The sequence below is a fragment of the Thermoleptolyngbya sp. PKUAC-SCTB121 genome, assembly GCF_016919485.1.
In the GTDB taxonomy this organism is placed as follows: domain Bacteria; phylum Cyanobacteriota; class Cyanobacteriia; order Elainellales; family Elainellaceae; genus Thermoleptolyngbya; species Thermoleptolyngbya sichuanensis.
Map to the genome: position 1 here is coordinate 1,818,298 of NZ_CP070366.1, position 18,024 is coordinate 1,836,321.

Annotated in this window: 16 protein-coding genes; 9 read left to right on the top strand and 7 right to left on the bottom strand. The window is 58.2% G+C overall.

The annotated features are described in order from the left end of the window. Positions 1-64: 64 nt before the first annotated feature. From JTM80_RS07625 to JTM80_RS07635, 3 genes are all read left to right on the top strand, one after another. Positions 65-1,378, top strand: coding sequence for a PotD/PotF family extracellular solute-binding protein (locus JTM80_RS07625; protein ID WP_172358623.1), 1,314 nt, complete (start codon positions 65-67; stop codon positions 1,376-1,378). Positions 1,379-1,481: 103 nt separating this feature from the next. After that, the gene (locus JTM80_RS07630) at positions 1,482-2,339 is read left to right on the top strand and encodes an ABC transporter permease (protein ID WP_172358622.1); all 858 of its coding nucleotides are present in this window, start codon (positions 1,482-1,484) and stop codon (positions 2,337-2,339) included. Beyond that, a complete protein-coding gene (locus tag JTM80_RS07635; protein WP_390819705.1) occupies positions 2,336-3,151 on the top strand; it encodes an ABC transporter permease in 816 nt (271 codons plus the stop codon). Before JTM80_RS07630 ends, JTM80_RS07635 begins: the two co-directional genes overlap by 4 nt. Before the next feature lie 4 nt (positions 3,152-3,155). Here JTM80_RS07635 and JTM80_RS07640 read toward each other — a convergent pair whose 3' ends face one another. Further along, complete coding sequence (locus JTM80_RS07640) at positions 3,156-3,893, bottom strand: dienelactone hydrolase family protein (RefSeq protein WP_172358620.1); 738 nt, start codon at positions 3,891-3,893, stop codon at positions 3,156-3,158. 139 nt (positions 3,894-4,032) lie between these two features. Here JTM80_RS07640 and JTM80_RS07645 point away from each other — a divergent pair, with 139 nt between their 5' ends. Next, positions 4,033-7,053 (top strand): CAAX protease, encoded by a 3,021-nt coding sequence (locus JTM80_RS07645; protein ID WP_205370902.1) that lies wholly within the window; start codon positions 4,033-4,035, stop codon positions 7,051-7,053. A gap of 50 nt (positions 7,054-7,103) precedes the next feature. On the opposite strand, the gene JTM80_RS07650 is transcribed toward JTM80_RS07645, so the two are convergent. Further along, entirely contained in the window at positions 7,104-7,553 is a 450-nt protein-coding gene (locus tag JTM80_RS07650) for a cupin domain-containing protein (RefSeq protein ID WP_172359127.1), read from the bottom strand. 231 nt (positions 7,554-7,784) lie between these two features. Here JTM80_RS07650 and JTM80_RS07655 point away from each other — a divergent pair, with 231 nt between their 5' ends. Both JTM80_RS07655 and JTM80_RS07660 read left to right on the top strand, forming a co-directional pair. Beyond that, a complete protein-coding gene (locus JTM80_RS07655) occupies positions 7,785-8,294 on the top strand; it encodes a hypothetical protein (protein ID WP_172358619.1) in 510 nt (169 codons plus the stop codon). Positions 8,295-8,616: 322 nt separating this feature from the next. After that, a complete protein-coding gene (locus JTM80_RS07660; RefSeq protein ID WP_172358618.1) occupies positions 8,617-9,156 on the top strand; it encodes a late competence development ComFB family protein in 540 nt (179 codons plus the stop codon). 208 nt (positions 9,157-9,364) lie between these two features. Here JTM80_RS07660 and JTM80_RS07665 read toward each other — a convergent pair whose 3' ends face one another. The 4 genes from JTM80_RS07665 to JTM80_RS07680 all read right to left on the bottom strand — a co-directional run bounded on the left by JTM80_RS07665 (position 9,365) and on the right by JTM80_RS07680 (position 14,013). Next, positions 9,365-10,012, bottom strand: coding sequence for an NUDIX hydrolase (locus JTM80_RS07665; protein ID WP_172358617.1), 648 nt, complete (start codon positions 10,010-10,012; stop codon positions 9,365-9,367). A gap of 302 nt (positions 10,013-10,314) precedes the next feature. Next, complete coding sequence (locus tag JTM80_RS07670) at positions 10,315-11,391, bottom strand: DMT family transporter (protein WP_172358616.1); 1,077 nt, start codon at positions 11,389-11,391, stop codon at positions 10,315-10,317. Positions 11,392-11,445: 54 nt separating this feature from the next. Beyond that, complete coding sequence (locus JTM80_RS07675; RefSeq protein WP_205370903.1) at positions 11,446-12,468, bottom strand: XdhC family protein; 1,023 nt, start codon at positions 12,466-12,468, stop codon at positions 11,446-11,448. Between the two features lie 111 nt (positions 12,469-12,579). Continuing rightward, on the bottom strand, positions 12,580-14,013 hold the full coding sequence (locus JTM80_RS07680; protein ID WP_172358614.1) for an NCS2 family permease: 1,434 nt from the start codon (positions 14,011-14,013) through the stop codon (positions 12,580-12,582). Positions 14,014-14,740: 727 nt separating this feature from the next. On the opposite strand from JTM80_RS07680, the gene ebsA reads away from it, so the two are divergent. The 3 genes from ebsA to msrB all read left to right on the top strand — a co-directional run bounded on the left by ebsA (position 14,741) and on the right by msrB (position 16,825). Further along, positions 14,741-15,115 (top strand): type IV pilus biogenesis protein EbsA, encoded by a 375-nt coding sequence (ebsA, locus tag JTM80_RS07685; RefSeq protein ID WP_068508424.1) that lies wholly within the window; start codon positions 14,741-14,743, stop codon positions 15,113-15,115. Positions 15,116-15,234: 119 nt separating this feature from the next. Then, complete coding sequence (locus tag JTM80_RS07690) at positions 15,235-16,323, top strand: phosphotransacetylase family protein (protein WP_172359126.1); 1,089 nt, start codon at positions 15,235-15,237, stop codon at positions 16,321-16,323. Between the two features lie 100 nt (positions 16,324-16,423). Further along, positions 16,424-16,825, top strand: coding sequence for a peptide-methionine (R)-S-oxide reductase MsrB (msrB, locus tag JTM80_RS07695; protein WP_172358613.1), 402 nt, complete (start codon positions 16,424-16,426; stop codon positions 16,823-16,825). A gap of 46 nt (positions 16,826-16,871) precedes the next feature. Here msrB and fni read toward each other — a convergent pair whose 3' ends face one another. Beyond that, positions 16,872-17,975: a type 2 isopentenyl-diphosphate Delta-isomerase gene (fni, locus tag JTM80_RS07700; protein WP_205370904.1), complete on the bottom strand. Its 1,104-nt coding sequence runs from the start codon at positions 17,973-17,975 to the stop codon at positions 16,872-16,874. Positions 17,976-18,024 lie beyond the last annotated feature (49 nt).

Here is an 18,024-nt window from a genome sequence, read left to right on the forward strand (position 1 = left end):
GCGTTAGCAGCGAGTCAAACAGCACCGCAACGTTTACCTACTATTTTCTACACATCTAGGCACTATGGCTAAAATCTCTCGTCGTCAGGTCATCCGCACTGGACTCGCCGCCGGAGCCGCGCTGGCTGCGACCCGCTGCGCCCGCAGCGAAGCCCCCGTCGGCACCCCCAACAACCCGGCTACGGGCCCAGAGGTGAACATTAACCAGACCAAGGACGTGACTCTGCGGCTAATTGGTACTGGCGTATCGCAAATCAATGAAATTCGCGATAAAGCCCAGCAAGATCTCGGCTTTAAGCTGGACATGCGCGCCCTCAGCACCGAAGAAAACAACCAGATTGCCATTACCCAACCCAGGCAGTACGACATCTTTGACGGGGAATATTTCAGCCTGCCGCTGGTGGTGCCGTCGGGCAACCTCCAGCCCATCGATGTCAACAAAGTGAAAGACTACGACAAGATTGTGCCCTTCTTTACTCAGGGCAAGTTTGAGGGAATGCCCGTAGAGCAGTCCCAAGGCACTGCGCCCTACAAGGTGCAATACGTCACCGGGCCCGACTCCAAGGAGTTTTCACCAACCCCCACCGACTACGCCACGCTAATTCCGTTCCAGTACAACGCAGACACGCTGGGCTACCGTCCTGACCTCGTGGGCCGCAAGATCGAAACCTGGGGCGAACTGTTTAATCCTGAATTCAAAGGCAAGACCTCGATTCTGGACATTCCCCAAATCGGCATTATGGACGCGGCGATGGTGGCCGAGTCGCTGGGGCTGATGAAATTTGCCGACAAGGGCAACATGACCCGCGAAGAAATCGACCAGATTACCAACATTCTTAAGGAACAGAAGCGGGCGGGTCAGTTCCGGGCTTTCTGGAAGACCTTTGATGAATCGGTGAACCTGATGAATGCGGGCGAGGTGGTGCTGCAATCTATGTGGTCGCCTGCGGTGACGGCGGTGAAGGCCAAGGGAACGCAGTGTATCTATGCGCCGCTGAAGGAGGGCTATCGCGGCTGGGGCGGCGGCATCGGCCTGTCCAAGAATCTGTCGGGCATTCAGCTTGATGCAGCCTACGAATACATCAACTGGATGCTGGAGGGCTGGGTCGGTTCCTTCCTGGGTCGCCAGGGCTACTACAGCGCTGCACCAGAAAACGCCAAGAAGTACATGTCTCAGGCAGAGTGGGACTTCTGGTATGAAGGCAAGCCCGCCGCCGAAGACATGGTAGACCCCTTCGGCAAGACGCTAGAGAAGAAGGGCGCAGTGCGGGATGGCGGCTCCTTCAAGGATCGCTTCGGCAACATTGTGTGCTGGAACTCCACAATGAAGGAGAACGTGTACCTGGTGCAAAAGTGGAATGAGTTTATTGCGTCGTAGCGATCGCCCCCTTATCTCGTCCCGTTCCCATTCATGCTCTAACCATTGCGGCTTTTTGAGCGCCAATCCCCTCAAAAAGCCGCGCCTATTCAGGTAACTTGCAATGCTGAAATCCTGGAAAAGCATTCAGCCCTACGCACTGGTGACCCCCCAAACGTTCGTGCTGCTGCTATTTTTGGTGCTGCCAATCCTCATGATCTTTATTGTCAGCTTTTGGCAGTTCGACGGCATTCAGATGATTCCCGGCTTTACGCTGGATAACTACAAAAGTATCTTCACGTCCGATGTGACGCTGAGAACCTACCTGAACACGTTCAAGTATGTGTTCCTGGTGTGGTTCTTTTGCCTGGCGATCGCCTTTCCCGTGGCATACTTTCTAGCGTTCTTCATCGAAGACCAAAAGTGGCAAATCATCCTCTTCTTAGTGTGTACAGTGCCATTCTGGACTTCAAACATTATCCGGATGATTTCCTGGGTGCCCGTGCTGGGGCGGGAGGGTCTGGTAAACAGCACGCTGATGCGCCTGGGGCTAATCAATCAACCGCTGGAGTGGCTGCTGTTTTCAGATTTTGCCATCGTGCTGGGCATGGTGCATTTGTACAACTTTTTTATGATTGCGCCTATTTTCAATAGCCTCATGCGGATCGATCGCAGCTTGATCACTGCCGCACGAGACATGGGCGCATCCGGGTTTCAAATTCTCAAAGAAATCATTCTGCCGCTAGCGGCTCCGGGTATTGCCATCGGCTCTATTTTTGTGGTGACGCTGGTGATGGGCGAGTTCGTCACTGTGCGGATGATGGGCGGCGGGCAGGCGGCCTCCGTCGGCAAGATGATTCAGACCCAAATCGGCAGCTTGCAGTATCCGCTGGCGGCGGCAAACGCGGTGATTTTGCTGCTGGTGACGCTGCTGCTGGTCATGGCAATTTTGCGCGTGGTCGATATCCGCAAGGAGTTGTGATGCAACAGAAACGCTCCCTGACTTACTACCTGCTGGCAGGCTTCTTTGGGCTATTTGTCCTGTTTCTCTACGGCCCCATGCTGGCGATCTTTATCCTGTCGCTGCAAGGCGAAGAGGGCACGCTGACGTTTCCGATGAAAGGCTTTAGCTTCTACTGGCTGGGGCAGGTCTTCCAGGAACAGCGCGTGGGCAACTTTACGGATGCCTTCTGGCGATCGCTCCTGTTGGGGCTGCTGGTGACCCTGCTGTCGGTGATTGTCACGGTCATGTCTGCCCTGGCTTTCCGGCAGCGGTTCAAAGGGGCTGGGACCCTGTTCTATCTGACGATTGCCAGCCTGATCGTGCCCAGCGTGCTGATCTCTCTAGGCATCGGCATTGTGTTTCAGGTGCTGGATCTGGAAACGAACTGGTTCTCGTCGGGTCTGGGCGCACACCTGACCTGGACGGTTCCCTTTGCCTTTCTGATCATGCTGGGCATTTTCAACCGATTTAACCCGTCCTACGAAGAGGCCTCCCGCGACCTAGGCGCAAACGACACCAAAACCTTCTGGGAGATTGTGTTTCCGCTGATTCTGCCCGCGCTGATCGGCATTGGGCTATTGGGCTTTACGCTGTCCTATGACGAATTTACGCGCACGTCGCTGGTGTCGGGGCAAAAGAACACGCTGCCGCTGGAAATCTTCGGCATGACCACCAACGTTACCTCGCCTGCGCTCTATGCCTTGGGCACGCTGACGACGTTGTTTTCCTTTGCCATGATTCTGCTAGCGATCGCCGCCTACAACTACACCTCGCGCCGCCAGTCGCAGTGAGGCGCTAACCAATTACCCGCTTCAGGAACGAGATGAGTTCATTCCAGGCAGCATCAGTGGCGGCGGGGTCGTAGCGGGGGCCATCGTCGCGCATGAATGTGTGGTCGGCCTCGTAGATCAAGATCTGATGCCTTACGCCAGTCTTTTCCAGGGTTTGGGCGAGGGTGTGGCGATCGGGTTCTTTCACATGCGGGTCGAGCGTGCCAAAGACGAGCAGCAGTTCACCGTGGATTTCGCCCGTGCGCTGGAGCGTGTCAGCCACGCCTTTGCCCAGTTTGCCGATGGGGATGCCCGTGGGATAGCAACTGACGGTGGCTTTCACCTCTGGCTGGAAGGCGGCGCGGTAGGCCAGGTGTCCGCCGATGCAAAAGCCCATGCTGCCCAGTTTGTTGGGCAACACGCTGCTTTCAGACTTGAGAAAATCGAGGACGGCACGGGTGTCGGCATCGTAGTGGGCGATCGCCGTTCGTCGAGCATCATCATTCCCCTGCATCCGTCCCAGGTCGCTAGGTTCGATCACCGTGCCCACAGGTTCCAGCCGATGAAAAATTTCTGGCGCGGCCACCACATAGCCATAGCCTGCCAGCCGATCCGCCAGCCGCGTAATCGGGCCACCCAGTTGATAAATATCTGAAAAGAAGACGATGCCGGGATATCGACCCTCTGGCTTGGGCGCGGCCACGTACACCCGCATCAGGCTATCGTCCACCCGCAGTTCCACATTCCGCTTGATAATTTGCATCTGCCCATCCTGCCATGCTGTTTGCCCCTAGCGTAGCCATCCCGCCAAGGGGATTCAAGCTTGCTGAGACACCTCACCGGGCCGTAATCTTGGACGATAGAGCCAGAACGCCAACCCTGAGTTTCAGCCCTGAGAGTCTATGGAACAGCCCAGCCCGACCGAGACCCGTGCTGCCAAACGAGGGCGATCGCCCTGGAAAGCGCCCTGGAGAGTCGCCAGTATCGCAGGCACGGTTTTGGCCGCAGTTCTAGCCGCATCGTCCACGCTGATTCCGGCGTTCAGCGGCTGGCTCTCGCACACGCTGCTGGTGCTGGCGGCCACCCTCAGCATTACCAAAGATCTGCTGCTGGTGGGCGGCATCGCGGTCTTGGTTGCCAGTTTGCTGGCCCCGCTGGAGGCCCTGGGCTGGTGGGCAGGCTGGTATGGTGAGGATCTGCAAACCCTGGAAGCACCGGGAACACTGGCAGAACCGCTGCCCGAACCCAGCACCATCACTCGCTACGTCATTTATCTGGATGGCATTGCCCAGGGAAAGTATACCTACCTGCCCGACGTAGAGGAATTCCTGGCCACGCTGGCAGCCGACATGCCCGATGACATCGTGCTGATCCAGGGCATCATGTCCTACTCCGTGATGAATCGATCGCTCACCGAACGGCGGATGCTGGCATTTTTCTGGCGCATCGTCGATCGGCTGCAAATGTCGCCCTCCAGCGGCATCTTTGGGCTGTTGCTCTCGTTTTTGATTAACATCCGCAACGTGCTGGTAGTCGCCGTGACTGCCGATCAGCGCTACGGCCCGATTTACGGCCAGGGCACAGCGCAGGTCATCTTCAACAGCCTGACCCACTACGGCTATCAGCCTAATAGCGGGGTTCCGGTGACGCTGCTGGGCTATAGCGGCGGGGCGCAGGTGGCGCTGCGGGCGGCGCTGACGCTAAAGCAACTGCTGAAAGCGCCTATCGACGTGATCTCGCTAGCGGGCGTGGTCAGCGGCAATCACAACCTGTTGGAACTGGAGCATCTCTATCATCTGGTGGGCGATCGCGACTGGGTTGAAAAAGAAGGTGCAGTCCTGTTTCCCCAGCGCTGGCGGCTGTTTCCGCTGTCGCACTGGAACCGCGCCCGCCAGCGCTGCAAGATCACCATTTCTTCCCTCGGCTCGATGGGGCACAACGGAGCCGACGGCCCCTACAGCGTCACTAAGCGCTTGCCCGACGGCCGCACGCACCTAGAGGCAACTGTCCGCGCTGTGTCCGATATTTTGCAGGGCAAGTCGGCGCTGGTGAGCAAAATGCAAGTCGCCAAACCTAGCAACTACGAGCGCTATTGGCAAGCCGAGTTTAACCGACCCGACTATTATCCGCTGGATCAAACCGTAGACTCAGACCTGTATCGGGCGATCGCCCCCTGGATGGGCCGGCTGATCTTGCCCAAACCGAACGAGCGGCGGCAGGTGCGCGGCGTGTGGTTTGAGGTGCATCACGCGCCGCCAGAATATGCCCATCTGGTGGGTCAGGTGGCTGTGCTGCGCTGGCAGCAAACGCCGGGGATTCAGTTCTTTTTGCAGCAGACCACCCGCGATGTCTTTTTTAGCGAAGAGACGGAATACAGCATTTGCCAGGGCTTGGTGCATCCGCTGCGAATTGACCGCTGGCAGCGGGTCGATCCGCTAGAGTCGCTGGCAGGCAGCCGCCCCTACGACGATGTGCTGGTGATGCTGGACGAGCCGCAGGTGAAAGATGTCCAGATCGGCGGCGAAGGGCGATCGCTCCTCGCCATCACGCGAGAACCTGTGCAGATCACGGGTCGCTATTATGCCTTGGCCAGGCTTCTGGAACCCGTCGATGCCGAGGGATTGCCCCTGCCCGCTTCCGACGAGTCTGCGCCAGAATTTTTCCGCATTCAGCATTTCAACCGCGCCACGCGCCAGTTTGACGGGCCCACAGAAATTGCGCGGTTTCCCCCGGTTATTCCCGATGCAAACAACCTGCCGCCTGCCGGGAATCGGGGACTGGAGCTGTCTCCTGCGGGGCGCGATGGCTGGTATCTCTATGGCGCAAAGGACGCAGCGGGTCGGTTTGTGGTGCAGGCGATCGCCCCCCGTGCGCTCCTGCGCTTGCAGCCGGATCAAACCATTGGCGATCGCCGCGAGGCGGGGCAGTTCCTCCGGCGCGGTATCTGGGAAGACATTGCCACGCTGAAGGGCAACGTCCGCTCGACGCTGCTCCTAAATGCCCTAAACGAGAACTTGGCTGATTCTCCGAATGCTCCCCCGGATGCCCCTGCGCCCGCCAATGCCCCACCCTTTGCCGAAGGCTCCCGGGCGCTGGTGATTCACCTCTACGGCGGCATCGGCGGCGCAATGGCAGAACCCCAGGCGCAGGGCCCGCTATACTTTGGGCATTTTGCCTACGGCGTGGCGACCGTGGTGCGCGAACCACTGGCCGACGAGCTAATCTTCGACATTCACTACCACCAGGTCTATACCCACAACACCGACGGGGTGATTGCGGGAACGCTATCCTGGCAGCGATTTTTGGGCGATCGCCAGTTTGGCTGGCTGGGTGTGCGACCAGTGTGCGACCTACTGATTCAATACGATCCGTTCACCAGCCCCTTCGACTTTGGCGGCGTAAAAGCCTCGGCGCTAGACGGACTCGTGACCCAGCTTGAAATCATGACCGCCCGCTACCGCATTGGCGACGGCACAGGCGGAACCTACGTCGGCCCAGCCCACAACTGTTCGCAAGACTCCAATCAGGCCTTCTACGCAGCGGTGAAAAATCTGGGCGACGCGCTCAACCGGATGCCGGAACTCAAAGCCTGGCTGGATGAACAGCCCGACCAAGCAGCCCGGTTTGACCAACTGGTGCAGTTGGGGCGCTTTATTAAACGCGAGATGCTGCCGCTGGGCACGGCCCGCGCCGACTGGAAAACGAACGACAGCACTCTCGGCGTTAGCCCCGAAAGCGAAATTCTCTATAATCTCACCGTCGGGCTGATTAGCTGGCGGACGCTGCTGCCCCGCCTCGCCTGCGAAACCATTGCCCGCCAGTTTCTCAACCAGGGCGCACAGATTTGGGTGCTGCAAACTTGCCAGGTGGGGGGCGATCGCCCAGAGATTGCGCCCGTCGCGCCAACGCCGTTGGGCTGGTGAACGAAAAACGAAGAGGGAAGAACGAAGAGGGAAGAACGAAGAGAATGCTTTTATTCTGGTGCGTCACTCGCGGGAGTATCACCTGTCGGGTTGTAGAGGACGGCGTTTTCTTGCTCGTTGGGGTCGTTGCGGGAAACTAGGGCGCGGGCGGGTTCGGTCTGGCTGAGGTTGTGAGGCTGGTGGGGAACGCCAGGGGGAATAAATAGGAAATCGCCTGTTTCGTTGATGACCGACTGCCGAAGTCCCAGCCCATAGCGGGTTTCGACGCGCCCCTCTAGGATGTAGATGGCGGTTTCGTAGTCGCGGTGGAAATGCGGCTCGGCAGAGGCTCCCGGCGGAATAATCACCAGGTTCATGGAGATGCCCTGCGTCCCTGCGGTGTTGCCAGAAATGCCGACGAAATAGGGCAACCGCTGGCGCGTCAGGGTTTCTGCATCGGGACGCACGGTAATGATTTCGCCGTCGTTGGGCTGGGGAGCGGTGGTGTCTGCCCCGCTCATGCCCTCATCGCTCACCTGCTCTGCCTGGGCTGCTTGGCGTGAATCTTGTTGCAATGCCATCGAACCGTGTCCTCCGAGCCAGCATCTAAATTTCTCTATCTTCATCCTAATCGGCAGATTTGCACCTGACCCTGCGAACGACGCTTGCGCCGCCATCTCAGCCGATAATGGAACCAGCAGTTGGAAACCTTGCAAGTCAACGTTGCAGACAAGGCACGGAGTGCGATCGTCATGAATTATGTTGTAGCAATTCTTCCTGACCGCATTCAGGCAGAGGCGGCCTATTCGGCGCTGGAGGCGGCAAACCTACCCATGAGCCAGGTCAGCATTTTGGGGCGCGGCTACAAAAGTGCCGACGAATATGGCTTCCTCGACCCTAAAAAGCCTGCCCGCAAGCAGGCGTTGCTCATGGCGACGTGGCTGGTGCCGTTTGGCTTTATTGCAGGGGTGGCGTTTAACCTGGCGACCGCGTATCAACTGGTGCCCTCGGCGGGCGTGCTGGGCAATCAGATCATCGGTGGCGTTTTGGGGGCGATCGCCGGAGCAATGGGCAGCTTCTTTGTTGGCGGCGGCACGGGGCTGGTCTTTGGCGGGGGCGATGCCCTCCCCTATCGGAATCGCCTCAAGGCGGGGAAGTATCTGGTCGTGGTGAAGGGACAGCCCAACCTGACGAATCAGGCCACGAAGATTTTGAAACAATTTGACCCAGAAAATATCCAGGGCTACGTCGAGCCAGATTAAGCCTTGCCAGGTTGAGCCTTGCCAGATTAAGCCTTGCCAGATTAAGCCTTAACAGGCTGGTTGTGTCGCCAAGGGCGGTCTGGAACGGGCAGGTTCCGTAATTTTTCTTAACGTGCCTGAATCGTTTGCAAGTCCATTATGAAACCCAGAGATTGCACCCTTGGTCAGTCCAGATCCGTGCCGCTATCCGGATAGATCTTCACACAATCGTTAAATGGGGTTGGTGCAGTTGTGGAATTCCGGGGCACACTAAACCAGATGGGTATAAGCCTAGTGGACTCCAGTGACCCGTTCCGTTTTGCCGTGAAGATTTGAGGGCAACATGAGCATTGAGAAAATCGTCGAGCAAGCGCTTCAAGATGGCTACCTCACCCCCGCGATGGAAGCTGAGGTTGGGCGCATTTGCGATACGGCTTCCGAATTGTCTATCGAAGAGTATATGGCCCTCGATCGGCTCATGGGGGCGCTATTGACCGGCGAGGTGGTCGCGGTGCCCCGCAAGCAGTTCATCAACGTGATGGAAGAAATGGTGCTGACAGAGGCGATCGCCCGCGTTGCCGAAATCGAAGCCACCAGCGATTGCACGCTAGATTTGGGCGACATTGCTGCCTATGCGCTGAACCGACTGCCGCCCATGTATGCCACGACTGAGGAAGGCGCAGACTATCAGCGCAGCCGTGCCCGCGAAGACCTGCAACCGCTGATTGCAGAACAGGTTGCAGAGGCGATCGCCCGCAGCGTCAACCGCCCCGACTTCTATCCCGAACGCCAGGCCTTGGGCAAGAGCGCCAGCGACGAGGTGTTGGGTCAGGTCAGTACGCTGCTCAAAGCCTACGCCCACAAGTTTGAAGCACACGCCTAGAGACACACGCCTAGAAAAGGGTGAAAATTGGCGATCGGGGAATCGGCTTGCTCTCAATTCTCGATTTTGGCTTTGTGATTTGGCTTTGTGATTTGGGTCTGCGCTTTGGGTTGGCCTATGCAGTGAACTCAGGGCTTCCTGTGAAAGTTGCAAGCCAGCCCTGAGCGGTCACCCGGTGCTGCTGTGGGCGCTGTAGCGCAACACCCCCTTAACCCTCAACTGCCAAGCCCCAACCCCTCGCGCCCTGATGCGTCAAAAAAGCCGCCGTGCCGTGGGGAACACACACCACGTCTGGGCTGAGCCGGATGCCCGGTTGCAGGTCGATTTTTGCACCCGTGCTGAGCAGGTGTCCGAGGGTGGGGCGATCGCCCGTCTGCATTTGCAGCAAATGCTCGTCACTGAGGTATAGAAGTGCTGCGATTTCGCTGCTGGGCTGGGGCTTTGCCCGCAGAGATGCGTCAAAGGCAAGCAAATAGTAGGTCTGCGGACTGCTGGCCAGGCTGCCGTAGCTGGAGTGGGCCCGCTTTTCTAAAATCAGCCGGGGGCGCAGGCCCGATTCCAGCAGGCGCACCGTGATCACGTCCCCTTCAGCACTCAGAAAATAGGTCTGCTCGGCGCTGTGAATCGCAGAAACCACCGCGCCGATTTCTTCAGCGCTTTCTCGCAGGGCGCAGTCTGTCCAAGACTCGTCGGGCGATCGCCGCTTGCCGCCTACCCCAAAAAACCGCAGGCGATCGCCGCCGTGAGTCAGTTCTCTCCGGGGAATCGAAAAGACGTGATACCCTTCCCACCGCAGAAACAGTGCCGCGCCCGTAGGGGTCGTTCGAGAGATGAAATCAGACAGTGAAATGAGCATTGACCGACTCAGAACTATCAAAACAGAACGATCAAAAAGGGAGACAAAATGGAGACGTTTTTAGGAAGTTGCGTTCAGGAAGCGATAGCCACCAGCGCCTCCCCTATTTAAGCCTGCAAAAAGTTAAGACAGGGTAAAGCGACACAAAACGATCCCTCTTTGGGGATCACCACCGATTTATTCGTCAGGATTACGAAGCAAAATTACGATAAGACTTACGCAGTTGGACGATTTCTCGCGGGTGCAGCCCGCGAGAAATCGTCCAAAACCCAAAAAGTTTAATTGCAAGTGCGTAAGTCCTATTACGAATCGGAGTGGGGCGGAGGATTAACCGACGGATTGACTGAGGGATGAACCGAGGAGTTGACCGTGGCAGCTTCTACTGCTCCCTCTCGGAGGGCGACAACGACTGGGCTAGACCCTGCAAATTTTGCTGCCAGCTCATGGCGCTGATTCACCAGATACACGCTTACCAGCGTCAGCACTACACCAATCCATTCTTGTCGGGTCAACTGTTCCCCTAGCGTCAGATTGCTAAAGAGAAGAGCAAAAACAGGGGTCAGGAAAATCAACGCGCTGACGCTGGTGACATTGCCCGTCGCCGCCAGGTAGAAAAACATGCCGTAAGTAATCGCCGTGCCGAAAATCGTCGTGTAGCCCAGTCCGGCCCAGTCGCCCAGATTCAGCCCCGACACCTGACCTGCCTCAGTCAGCGCTGACAAGAGCAGCAGGGGAACCGCGCCGATAATCATGTGCCAGCCTGTGCCCACAATGGGATCGGCGTGTTTGCGGACGTAGGTGACGATGATTGTGCCAAAGGACATGGCCAGCGCCGCTAGGATCATCAGCAGTTCGCCACTTTGCATCAGCGTCGCCCAGCTAAAGGCTCCGCTTGGCAGGCTGAGGTTGCCCTGGAGGGTGGACTGGATCGCCGCCTCTGGTAGACCGCACAGCGCTACGCCCAGCACCCCGATCGCCAGCCCAATCCAGCCCCAAAGCCCAATCACGTCGTTCAGAAGGAACCGCGACAGCACTGCCACAATCATCGGCTGCGCGTCGATTAGCACGGCTCCCAGGCCTGCGCCCGTATGCACCAGCCCTTCGCTCAGGAAGCCCTGAAACAGTGCGCCATCCACTAGACCGAACAGCGCAATCCAACTCCACGCTTTCCAGCCCTGAGGCTGCGGCAGTTTGGCGATCGCCCCCACCAGCAGCACCAGCAGCCCCGCAGGCAGGAGCCGAAATCCTGCTAGAAACAGCGGCGTGGTGTGGGGCAGAACAAATTTCATCACCACCATCGCCGTCCCCAAAAAGAAGAAGGGTGCAACCAGGACAATGGGCGATTTGGCGAGGGCGGGCGTAGATGGGTTGAAAGACATTAGGACACGAGGGGGTGACAGGGTGGCAGAGGGACGGAATCGTAAACGCGAACGCTAAAGAGGGTTGGCGGACTGGCGGAGGGATGCGGAGAGCGATCGCCCTGTGCCGCCGCGCCGCACCAGGATTAGCTCAGCGGCGATGCTGACGGCAATCTCTTCTGGAGTGAGGGCACCGATGTCTAGCCCAATGGGGGCGTAGATGGTTTGCAATTTGCCAGGATCAATGCCGCGCTGGGCGATCGCCTGATAGACCTGGCGCACACGCTTTTCGCTGCCAATCATACCCAGGTAGAAACAGGGCAAATTGCGGCTTAGCAAACAGTCCAGCGCCTCTAGGTCATATTGGTAGCCGCGAGTCAACAGGGCGGCATAAAGCTGGGGATAAGGCTCTAGCTGGCGCAGAGCGCTGGCAATCGGCTCGGCAAAGATGCGCGTCGCCTGGGGGTAGCGGTCGGCGTTGGCCCACTCCGGGCGATCGTCCTGCACCATGACCTGAAAGCCAATGAGAGCAGCGACTTTGGCCAACTGTTCGCCAACGTGACCTGCACCGACGATGAGCAGAGCAGGTGGCGGCTGTAGCGTTTCGACAAAGGCAGATTCGCTGAGGGCGATCGCCTGTCTATTCCCCAACTCATCGGCCAGGTAGGGCGACTGATCAGGAGCAAGGTCAGTAGCAGGGTCAATCGCAAAGGGCGTGACCAGGGTGGCGGGCTGTCCCGACTGGAGGCGATCGCAGATGGACTGGGCCAGGGCGATCGCTCCCTCCCCCTGCCAGCGCTCCACCCAAACCTGCATCCAGCCGCCGCACACGCCCTGAATTTCGCGGTTTGGCGCACCCGACAGGTCAATCTGCACCCGCTGCTTTTCGCCCGATTTCAGGACGGCTTGCGCGGCGCGAATCACCTTTGCCTCACCCGCCCCGCCGCCAATCGTGCCCCAGAGTTGTCCATCTCCCCAAACCAGCATCCGCGCCCCCACCTCCCGTGGCACCGATCCCCGCACCTGGATGACCGTTGCCAGGACAACCGGATGATGCTGTAAAAGGATCGCGAGTTGAGAAAAGCATTGGATAGACATCGGAGCAGTGCTGGAAGGGGTGGAGTCATGGAGTCATGGAGTCACCGGGGGCTAGGGAGTGCTAGAAAGCCATCGTCCCACTCCCCCTTCGCCCATTCCTCCATCACCCGATTACTCCGCTGAGCCAAAGCGCAGCGTCATGAAGATAAACCGTGCTACGAAAACCGCCGCCAAAATCCAGGTGGCCAGGCTCACTTCATGGGCTTTGCCCTGGAAGGTCTTGGCCAGGGGATAGGCAATGAAGCCCAGGGAAAGGCCCGTGGCAATGGAGAAGGACAGCGGGATGAAGAAGATCGTGAGGAAGGCGGGAACGGCTTCGGCAGGGTCGGCCCAGCGAATGTCTGCCGCGCCTGCCATCATCAGCACACCCGTAATCACCAGGGCCGGAGTCGTGGCGTAGGCAGGAATCGCCTCAAACAGCGGCACCAGGAAAATCGCCAGGGCAAACAGAAGACCCGTCACCAGGGCCGTAAAGCCCGTACGGCCACCTTCGGCCACACCTGCCGCCGATTCCACGTAGCTGGTGACGGTCGAAGTGCCGACGATCGCCCCGGCCGTTGTGCCCACGGCATCCGCCAATAGCGCCTGATTTGTGCGGGGCAGTTCGCCAGTCTCTGTCAAGAAGCCAGCCCGCTTGCCCACGCCCGACAGCGTGCCTACGGTGTCAAACATATCCACAAATAGAAACACCAGCAGCACCGCCAGGAAATCAATCCAGTTGTTGCCCGTGACCATGCCCAGCCCGCTAAATGCCTTACCGAACAGATCGACGGGAAACTGGGGTGCGCCAACGATGCCCTTGGGCCAGGGAGACACGCCCAAAATCCAGCCCAGCACCGCCGTTGCCAAAATGCCCCAGAGCAGTGCCCCGCGTACCCGCCGCACCAGGAAGGCCGTCGTCAGGGCAATGCCAAACAGAGCCAGCAGTGCATTGGGATTGCCCAGGGTACCCAGCGTGGTTTTGGTGACGGGACTGGCAGCGATCAGCCCTGCGCCGCCCGTGGCCGGGTCGCCGGCTAGCCCAATGTAGGCGATAAAAAAGCCGATGCCCACAGAGGTCGCTGTTTTCAGCGTCATCGGGATAGCATCGACAATCTGCTTGCGGATGTTGGTAAAGGTCAGAATGATAAAGATGATGCCTTCCACTAGCACTGCCGCCAGGGCCAGCCGCCAGTCAAAACCCAGCGTCAGCACGACGGAGTAGGCAAAGAAGGCGTTCAGACCCATGCCAGGAGCCAGGGCAAAGGGATAGTTGGCCACCAGCGCCATGACTAGCGTGGCGATCGCCGCTGAGATTGCCGTTGCAAACACCTGTTCGCCAAACAGATCTCGCGGTTCTTGCAGGAAAATCGCGTCCGACAGGATCAGCGGGTTGACGACCAGGATGTAGGCCATGGTCATAAAAATGGTGAACCCCGCCAGCGTCTCAGTCCGAAAATTCGTGCCGTATTGGTCGAACCGAAAAAAGTTTGCCAGTTTTGCCCATATGCCGCTGTATTGCGGTGTGGGCAGTCTGGGTTCCGACTGGAGAACCTCAGGCTCCATAGTTGATACTCCCTATCGTTAACGATGTGCTAATTGGTTGCAATTTCGCCGGTTGAGAAATTGGTTGGATAGCGCAAGGGTGAAGGAGAAACGGAGAGGCGATCGCCCCATAGAACCTCACAGAAGAGCCTCCTAGAAAGTGAAGGAATCGAGAGAAAGCGCACGTGCCTCAGCCCCTTCACTTCAGCTCATTGCGTTCAGCCCAGAACCAAGCTCAGACAAAACGTGCCCTATGCTACAAATAGGGCTGCTTCAAAATCACGAATGCTGGCAAAAAGCCTTGCGCTAATCCGGGTCATGAAGCCCTCATGCTAAAGTTGTCGCCCAGGGTTCATTGTGATTTATAATACATTTTTACTTTTTTTTAGTCTGCCAAGAGTTTTGGTTTGCCTTGGGATTATTGCGCTTTATCGATTCCTGTCCCTTGAGCGATCCCATCTTGACTTGAGCTGCTGAAAAGGGCGTAGCTGGAGAGTCGCTGATTGAGGGCGCGGTGTGGTTTCTCTGCGATTTTTCTCGCAGGCGGTGCTAGCAAACCGGGGGAACAGGGCATACTGAATCAGTAGTGAATCATTAGTCGTGATCCATTACTCGTTATCCATCTATAGCCGCTGGGGAAGGTGCAAATCTTGGCTAGATCCTAGCGATCGCCCAGCCTGCTATCCCCACGCTGCTGGTTTGCAACGCTTCACCTGCTAACTATTGAGACTCCAAGGACGATTTGAGCATGTCCATCGAGACCCTTCAACCTGCAAATCCTCGCGACGTGAACGTGTACGCACCCTACTATCAGGGCCGCAAGCGCAACGCCCTGCCCCTCGCCATCAGCCTTTATCAAAAGGGCAGCCTCGAAGGGTCTCGCAAGATCGAGGGAGGAGAGAGCATTCCGTTTGTGGCCAGCTGGAGCGTGTCGTCGCTGCCTGCTGACCTAACGCGCTGCCGGATGCAGTTCGATGGCAACGCCGAGCTAAGCTATGAAGTCACGCTGGCAAACTTTGAGTTTGTCGATTTTTTAATCGATGTCATTTTTTACTTCAAATCCAACCGGATAGCAGACTTTTCGCAGGGTTTCTACCGCAAGCTGCTGCGTTTGGATGAATAAGCAGGGTTTCTGAACTCGCCTCCCCCCCTTGTGAAAGCAGAGACCTCCTCTACAATGAGGAGAAGTCCGCAGCGGCGGATGGGTCTTGCAGAATACCTGTGTCTTTCAAAATAAGGTGGGTGGGTGAGTCTGTGCAGTATTTACTCGTTGGGTCTCCCGAAGCGTATAGTGGCAAATCTGCGATTATTCTGGGGCTGGCGCACCTGTTTCAAGAGAAAGGGGTAGATATTGCCTACGGCAAGCCAATGGGGACTTGCCTGAGCGAGTCTGAGGCAGACACGTTAGATGAAGACGTGCGGTTTATTGCCGCGACGCTGAACCTGCCAGAAAGCCGATTGCGCCCCACGCTGCTCTCGCTCGATCCCAATACCATCGCCCGCCGCATTAAGGGTGAAGACTCTACCCACTATCAGCAGGCGCTGGCCGCCTACGGACGAATGCAGGGTGGCAGTTTGGCGCTGCTGGAGGGGCCAGGAACGCTGGACGAAGGCTCTTTGTTTGACCTGACGCTGCCGCAGATGGCGGAGGTGCTGGGTGCGCCTGTGCTGCTGGTGTCTCGCTATCACTCTGACCTGGTGGTGGATTCGCTGCTGGCCTCGAAGCGGGTGCTGGGCGATCGCCTCCAGGGGGTGCTGCTAAACGACGTGCCGCTGGATCAGGTAGACGCAGTAGATGCCAACGTCCGCTCATTTCTGGAAAGCAAGGGAATTCCAGTGCTGGCGGTGTTGCCCCGGAGCGACTTGCTGCGGAGCGTCAGCGTGGCGGAACTGGTGCATCAGCTGAATGCGGAAGTGCTATGTCGCCCGGATCGGCTGGATCTAATGGTGGAAAGCTTGAAGATCGGCGCGATGAACGTCAACGCTGCGCTGAAATATTTCCGCAAGTCGCGCAATATGGCGGTGGTCACTGGGGGCGATCGCCCGGATATTCAGCTTGCAGCGCTAGAAACCTCGACCCACTGCCTGATCCTGACGGGGCAAATTCCGCCCACGCCTGCCGTCCTCAGCCGTGCCGAAGACCTAGAGGTGCCCATTCTCTCGGTGGATCTGGACACGCTGACCACGGTGGAAATTATCGATCGCACCTTTGGCCAGGTGCGCCTGCACGAATCCATCAAGGTGCAGCATATTCGCCAGTTGATGCAGAGCCACTTTGATCTGGAGCGGCTGATGCGATCGCTCGGTCTGGAGCCAGTAGCCACGGCCTAGGGTTTCCCGTCACATTCGGTTTGCCCTGGTTCGATGCAGCCAGTCCTGCTCCGAAAGCTTTACACAGCTTTACAATAGAAGCAGGATTGAGGGAATCGCTATGGCAGAAAAAATCGTCAAGTCTGACGCTGAGTGGAAAGCGCAGCTTACGCCGGAGCAGTATCACGTCACTCGCAAAAAGGGCACCGAACGCGCCTTTACCGGGGCCTATCACAACAACAAGGCTCCCGGCATTTACAAGTGCGTCTGCTGTGGCACGCCGCTGTTTAGCTCCGAAACCAAGTTTGACTCTGGCACGGGCTGGCCGAGCTATTGGGCCCCACTGGCGGCCGAAAACGTAGGCTACGAAGAAGACAACAGCTTCTTTATGCGCCGGGTCGAGGTCCACTGCGAAACCTGTGGCGCACATCTCGGCCATGTCTTCAACGACGGCCCCGCGCCCACGGGAATGCGCTATTGCATCAACTCCGCTTCGCTGACCTTTGAAGAAAAGCCGGAGTAGGTTCGCGGCGTGGGAATGGGGAACCGCGGAATTGAGGGGGATTGCATCACTCCATGCCCGCCCCCGCTTTGACCAAGATCCCCGGCTCCCGCAAATCCCGCAATGCAGCGCTGCCCGTGCAAAGTAGGACGGTGTTGAGTTCTGCAATCAGGGCTTTGATCAGTTCATCTAAGGCTGCGTCGGAGTCGGCGGCGGCTTGCAGGAAGGGGAGGGCAAGTCCGCCCAGGTCTGCCCCCAGAGCGATCGCTTTGGCTACGTCCAGCCCGTTTCGCAGGCCGCCAGAGGCGATCAGGGGAACCTGGGGGGCGATCGCCCGGATTGAGGTAATGCAGTCGGCGGTGGGGATGCCCCAGTTTGCAAAGGTATTGCCCAGCCGCCGCTGGAGCGGGTCTTGGGCGCGTTCGCTCTCCACCCGGGCCCAAGAGGTTCCTCCTGCCCCCGCCACGTCGATTGCCCCAACGCCACAGTCCACAAGCCGTTGCGCCATTCGCGCAGAGATGCCGTTGCCCACTTCTTTGGCAATCACGGGCACGGGCAGGGCGTTGCACAGCGCCGCGATTTTGTCGAACAGGCCCCGAAAGTTGCGATCGCCCCGCGTTTGCACACACTCTTGCAGCGGGTTCAGGTGTAGCACCAGCGCGTCTGCCCGGAGCCAGTCCACCACGCGCAGACACTCCTCCACACCATAGGTATAGTTCAACTGCACCGCGCCCAAGTTGGCAAATAGCAGAATATCCGGCGCGACGGAGCGCACGGCAAAGGTAGACACCACCTCTGGATTTTCGATGGCCACGCGCTGCGACCCCACGCCCATCGCCAGCCCGTGCCGCTGTGCCGCCGCCGCCAGCCGCAGGTTGATCACTCGCGCCAGATCCGTGCCGCCCGTCATGGAGGAAATCAGCAGCGGAGCCGCCAGCGCTTTGCCCAAAAAGGTTGTATGCAAGTTCAAATCAGCCGGAGCCAGTTCCGGCAAACAGCAGTGGGTAAACCGATAGCGCTCTAGCCCAGTGGTGACGTGCGACTGCACGTTTTCTTCCAGGCAGACGCGGATGTGTTCGGCTTTGCGGGCTTGAGTGGCGATCGCCTGCTCGGAAAGGGCACTGAGGGCTTGGGCAGGGGCAGGAGAAAGGGAATCAATCGGTCGCGTCATGCTGAATGGAATGCGGCTTTTGCATTAGCTAGTGTGCCATGCGATCGCC